Genomic DNA, 6,188 nt, shown 5'->3' on the forward strand with positions numbered 1-6,188 from the left:
ACTGATAAAATTATTACAGATAAAGATAATATAATAAAACTAGCAAATCTTATATTTTCAATTATTTTGTTATTCATATATTGACCTCCATTTTATATATGTTATAATTTTTTTATAGGGGCAGGATAACCAGTCCCACCCCATTGTTTTATTGATTACTGCTTAATTAATGCTATTAAAGCAGTTATCAAACTTGTAATCGCTATGATAAGTTCGGTTAAAGCTTTAATCATAGCGATTTTTTCTTGCCGTTTTTTCATTAGCTTGCCTCCTCTCATTTATTTATAATATAATTATACCATAATTGAAAAAATTGTCAATACTAAAATCAATAAAATAATAAAAAAATTCACTAAATTTATTTATTTTATATAAAAAAATAGTGTTTTTATTTATAAATAGAGGAATTAAAAAAGACTTTTGAAATAAAAGAAAAATATGTTTATAAAGATTTAGATAAAATATTAGAAAAACATAATATAATACTTTAAACATATATATTTTTAACTTTTTTTCGATAATCTCGTAAATGGAAGTTCAAAATTTTTGTTGTTTAATATTTCTTCAACTGTTAGTATTTGTACTTTAGGATATTCTGTATTAAACATATCATATTGCAATTTAAAATAACCTGCTTTTCTTGCTTCATTTAACATATCTTGCGTAGGTTTAGCATAACAAATAAAGCCTGCCATATCTGCTTTGTTATTTTCCATAGTACCTATTAAATCTCTAATCATACTGACTGTTACAGTTTTACTACTTTTTACAGAAATAATCATTTTTCCTAATGTTTTTTTATCATCTTTATAGAAATATATAGAACCGTCGATACCGCCATCTCCACTTTTTTTAGTAGATGCAAAACCTTTTACTCTTTCTATAGCCCAATACTGAAATTGATAACGCCCTTCATTTCGGCTCGTATCTTCTTTATGTATTAATTCTCTTACCTGCTCCATAGTTACAGGTATTCCATCTATTGTATAATCTCTGCCTTTTATAATAACAAGCGGATAGTTATCTTTTAATCTTTTTTCTATTAAAGAAACAGAAAGCATGCATATATCTATTCCTATCCATTTACGGTTAAGTTTTTGTGCTGCATCTAATGTAGTGCCGCATCCGCAAAAAGGATCCATTACAATGTCGCCTTTTTTAGTTGTTGCCTTTATTATTCGTTCTAATAATTCAATAGGTTTTTGTGTAGGATAGCCCATTCGCTCCGATTTCTTACGAACTATTGGAATATCATTCCATACATCTGTACAAGGCTTGCCTTCTTTCATATATACTATTTCTTGTATGCCATTTTTTAATGCTGATATTTTATATCTTCTGCCTTCATCATCTATATGATTATACCTTTTTAATGTGCTTTCAGCATAATCTACATATATAGGATAAAAATTGCATTTATCTTTTTTAGAATACCATAAAATAATATCATGTTTTCTTGGAAAAAAATTTTTTGGAACAGAATTACCTGAATAAGACCATACTATTTCATTTTTAAAATTTTTATGTCCGAATATGCCGTCTAAAATTATTTTTATATAATGACTTGCTGTAGGATCGCAATGTAGAAATAATGAGCCTGTATCTTTTAATTTATAACGCATCACTCTTAATCTTCTTGCCATAAAGACTAAGTAGGCTAATATTTTAGGATTTTGATATTTTAATGCTTTTACCCAAGCATTCCAAAAATCTGCAAAATCTTTATTATCATCTTCTGTTTCAAGTTCATTTGCAAATTCCTGAACCTCACCAAGTTTATCTTCTGTAAGTTCCCAAGCATCGCAGAATGCTATAGCTCCTTCTGGCACTGGCTGACCTGTATTAGTTTCATATATCATATTATAATTTCTATTAGAATTAAAAGGAGGGTCTAAATATATTAAATCTATGGAATTGTTAGGTATTTTTTCATTCATTACATCAAGATTATCGCCGTAAAAAAGCTTATTTACATAATTGTTTTTCTGGTCTGCAGGCATAAAATAATCCTCTTATATTTTATTATATAATAATAAAGTTCCAAAAAAATTCAATTATATAATAATATACTGTTTTTTATTTTATTATTTAATGATACGATAAAGTTAATTTTATAGATATATTATTAAAAATGTAAAAAATACTAAAGCAGATCCTTTTAATTATTCAAATGCCACGTTCGGTGGTTTTGTACAGGCTTGTGTTGCAAAAGCTAAAAAAGAATGGGAAGAAAAAGGCAGTGAAATGCAGAAATTAAAGAAAAGAGTATTGGAATTAGAAAATCAAATTAAAAGAATTGATGAATTAGAAAATCAAATTAAAGAATTAGAAAAATGATATTGATACCCCCTAATAAAAAAGTTATCGCCATGTATAAAAGACTCCCCACTCGTTGCACCGATTGAAAGCCCACAGAGATTTTATCCACCCCCGCCAAGCAAATATAAATCAGTTATAATTCATATAAGAAAAAAATTAAAATAAATTATTATTTTTTGTAGAAAAATTGTTGACATTTTTTCATCAAATGTTATAATATAATTAATCCTGATAAGAAAAGGAGGAAACTTATGGTCGAAGTGATTACTTTGGTCACTAAGGTTATAGAGCTTACCACGGCGATTATAACTTTAGTAATAGTTATAAGAAAGGTTAAATAACCTTCATTATAACCGACCAAAGGCGGGGATTCGTCCCCGTCACTTCACATAAGTATATTATATAAAAAAAAATAAAGGTGTCAAGTATGAACCTTCAAATTATTAATACAATTTTAAGTATAATAACAATTATATGTTTGGTAATTATTATAGTAAAATTGAATAATAGGAATAAATAATGGAAGTAAAAAAGAAAGATAATAGAGGCGGAGCTAGACCAAATACAGGCGGTGCTCGTGAAGGTGCTGGCAGAAAAAAGAAAGATGATAAGGATAAAAAGCCAAGTTATAGAGTATCATTCAGATTAAATGAAGAAGAAAATAAAATGCTTGAAGAAGCAGCAAAAAAAGAAGGAATGAGCATAGGACAATATGCTAGAAAATGTGCTTTAAATTATTATTTTCATAATATAAAATAAAAACTATTATTTAGGATAAATTATTTATGACAGCAGATGAAAAAATTATAAATGTTATGATTCTTTCTTCATTTTATGAAAAAATTGACATAAACAAAAAAACTAGATTTTTATTGTTAGAGCCTATTATCTTATTATTCATAAGAAATAAGCATATAGAAAAAAGTGATTTAGTATATTATATAAATTCATTATTTGATAATAAAATTAATATAGCAGATAATATAATAAGTAGCCATATACATTCTCAATTTATTAAATATAATAAATCAAATAAAGAATATTATTTAGATATCAATGATAAGATTAATGAAAAATTAGATTTATATGAAAGTATAAAAAATAACAATCTAAATGAATTGAATAAATTAAAAATTTTTATATTAGGTTTAATAAGTCCTAATGTATTAAAAGATAACAATATAAATAATTTTAATATAAGTGAATATATTTATAACTTCTTTTATAAAAGATTAGAATACTCTAAAAAAAATAATTTTGAAAATAATGAAGCATTACCGCAGATAGAAAAAAATATTGCTAATATATTAAATGAGTGCTATACAAATTATAAAGACAATATTGATATATTTAAAAATATAATACAAGGTATAGTAATTTTAAAAGCTATAGAAAATTACAAAAATAGTAATTTAAATAATCAAAAAAAACCTGAAATATATGTAGATAATATATTTATACAAAATTTATTTGGTTGGTGTGATGATATAAACTATGATAATACCATTTTAATGTTGAATACTTTAAAAGATTTAAATTTCAATGTATTTATACACTCCATTACACTTGAGTTAATAAATGAATATGCTGTTTTAGCAAAAAAAATGAATGTAAAAGATACAAAAGTAAATGATTTAGCTTTTTATATACATAATGCATATACTGATAATACTAAGCTTGATATAATAAATAATTGTAATTTTGAGAATTTACATAATAAATTTTTGAGTAAATTAGAAGAATACAATATTGATATAAAAACAAACTTAAATTTTAAAGACTTTAATAATAATAAAACTGATACATTATATGATAAAGTTCATAAATATAGACAAGAAAATAATGAAATTAAAGGTTATAGTACTAATATAAATGAATTACAAACGATATATGATTGTTCCATAATATTAAGATATAACAACTTTAATATAAAGAATAAAGATTCATTAGAAAATATAAATGAAATATTTTTAACATATCATAGTGCTATTATAAATCATAATTTAATTAAAATTCGATCAATATATAAACCAATTATGAATATAAAAAATTTTATCAATCTATTATTATTAGAAGCTATTTTATCAAATATAAAAAATGATAAATTAATAGATATATTTTTGTTAAATACATATAATGGGATTTTATCTGATGAATTTGATACTTTTATAAAAAAAATATATGAAGAAACAGATATAACAGATGAAGATAGAGAATTATTATTATCATCTGTTTATTATCATGATGTAAATATCATAAAGAATGATTCTAATACAACTAAAATGTTAAAATATCTAAAACAAAATGATAAAGCTATAAAAAATAAAGATAGAGTAATCAAAGAAAGAGATAATACCATCAGAAATAAAGATAATACTATAAGGAATAAAGATAATATTATTAGGAATAAAGACAAAGTTATAAAACAAAAAGATAATGCTATTAGAAATAAAGATAAAGTCATAAGAAAAAAAAATAAATATATTAACAAAAAAGATGAAATTATAAGTGATAAAGATGACATTATTAACAAAAAAGATGAAATTATAAATGATAAAGATACAATTATTAATAAAAAAGATAAAATTATAATTTTTATTATAACATTTATTATTGTGTTTTTCATTATTAATATTGTTCTTACTAATATTGATACAAGTAATTATAATACAAATAACTTATTATTAAAAATAATAGAAAATAAATATATGTCTAATATTTTTAATGTAATATTGAGTGCGATATCTGGTAAAATAATAGAGTTAATTTTTGATAGAATAAGAAAAAAATAATTTCTATTTTTTTAAATATATTGTATTGAATATAAAAAAAATAAATATTCCTAATATAATTTTTATATGATTTATTGTGATTAGTTCTGGAAATATAAATAATATTATTTCATAAATAAACAATATTGTCATTGATAGTAATTCTAAAGTATATAATATAAATAATTTTATTTTATTCATAAACACCTCATTTATATATTTATATAGTATAAATTAATATAATAAAAATGTCAATATAATATTTAAAACAATATGATTTTTTAAGTTGCGATAACATAAATTATCGCAACACTGTATCTAATTGATATAATCTAAAATAAGTTTTTTTATATACTTACGTACACTCATATTATTTTCTTTAGCTAATCTTTTTAATAGCTTATATTCTTTATAATTAAATCTGCAAACTATTAATCTTTTTTTCATTATTCTACCTCCAAACTTTTTAAGTATATTCCTGTTACAGCTATACTGCTATGATTTAATGCCTGTCTAATAAGTTCTATGTCTTTAGTTTGTTTGTATAGAGTAACAGCAAAATAATGCCTTATATCATGTATAGAGTAAGCGGCTTTTATTTTGCCTTGTTCATATAAACGCTTTGAACTCCTATAAAAAATATTTCTTATCACTTCAGAACTTTTATTTTTAAAAGGATTATTAAAAGAAAGATTATTCTGTTTCGCTTTGCGGGCTTTAGCCAATAATTTAATAACTTTGTCAGTAACTTTCCAGCTTATTTCCTTGCCTTTTGAATAGGAATAATATTTATTGTTTCTTATTTCTAATTTAGGTAAAGCACCAACACGCACACCGCATTCCATTATAAAAATGATGGCCGCTTTTATGATAGGATCTGCTATATCTTTAATTATTAATTCAATTTCTTTTTTAGTTGGTACTTCAAGTCTTTTTTTATTTTTAACAGGCGGACGAGTTTTTGTCCCTCTAAAAGGATTTTTCATAAATGGATATCTTCTCTCTAAAAATGAAAAGAAAGAGGAACAGGAAGAAACTAATGCACGTATGCTTAAATTAGAAAGCTCGCTTGAATTGACTTCAGTTATAAAATCATCA

Annotated in this window: 5 protein-coding genes; 2 read left to right on the top strand and 3 right to left on the bottom strand. The window is 23.1% G+C overall.

Features of this window, described 5'->3' with window-relative positions:
• Positions 1-503: 503 nt before the first annotated feature.
• Positions 504-2,000, bottom strand: a complete 1,497-nt coding sequence (locus tag Q0J90_RS13505; protein WP_297278405.1) for a DNA methyltransferase — start codon at positions 1,998-2,000, stop codon at positions 504-506.
• Positions 2,001-2,838: 838 nt separating this feature from the next.
• Here Q0J90_RS13505 and Q0J90_RS13510 point away from each other — a divergent pair.
• Entirely contained in the window at positions 2,839-3,078 is a 240-nt protein-coding gene (locus Q0J90_RS13510; protein ID WP_297278406.1) for a DUF6290 family protein, read from the top strand.
• A gap of 26 nt (positions 3,079-3,104) precedes the next feature.
• A complete protein-coding gene (locus Q0J90_RS13515) occupies positions 3,105-5,111 on the top strand; it encodes a hypothetical protein (RefSeq protein ID WP_297278407.1) in 2,007 nt (668 codons plus the stop codon).
• Between the two features lie 297 nt (positions 5,112-5,408).
• Here Q0J90_RS13515 and Q0J90_RS13520 read toward each other — a convergent pair whose 3' ends face one another.
• Both Q0J90_RS13520 and Q0J90_RS13525 read right to left on the bottom strand, forming a co-directional pair.
• Positions 5,409-5,537, bottom strand: coding sequence for a DUF6290 family protein (locus Q0J90_RS13520; RefSeq protein WP_297278408.1), 129 nt, complete (start codon positions 5,535-5,537; stop codon positions 5,409-5,411).
• Positions 5,537-6,188 (bottom strand): site-specific integrase (locus Q0J90_RS13525; protein ID WP_297278409.1); only part of this gene is annotated, 652 nt, incomplete at its 5' end. The genes Q0J90_RS13520 and Q0J90_RS13525, both read right to left, overlap by 1 nt.

The organism is uncultured Brachyspira sp., from assembly GCF_944390595.1.
Lineage (GTDB): Bacteria > Spirochaetota > Brachyspiria > Brachyspirales > Brachyspiraceae > Brachyspira.

Excerpts from the sequence above, each read along its gene's own strand:
- Q0J90_RS13505 (WP_297278405.1), bottom strand. The coding sequence starts at position 2,000 with ATGCCTGCAGACCAGAAAAACAATTATGTAAATAAGCTTTTTTACGGC.
- Q0J90_RS13510 (WP_297278406.1), top strand. The coding sequence starts at position 2,839 with ATGGAAGTAAAAAAGAAAGATAATAGAGGCGGAGCTAGACCAAATACA.
- Q0J90_RS13515 (WP_297278407.1), top strand. The coding sequence starts at position 3,105 with ATGACAGCAGATGAAAAAATTATAAATGTTATGATTCTTTCTTCATTT.
- Q0J90_RS13520 (WP_297278408.1), bottom strand. The coding sequence starts at position 5,537 with ATGAAAAAAAGATTAATAGTTTGCAGATTTAATTATAAAGAATATAAG.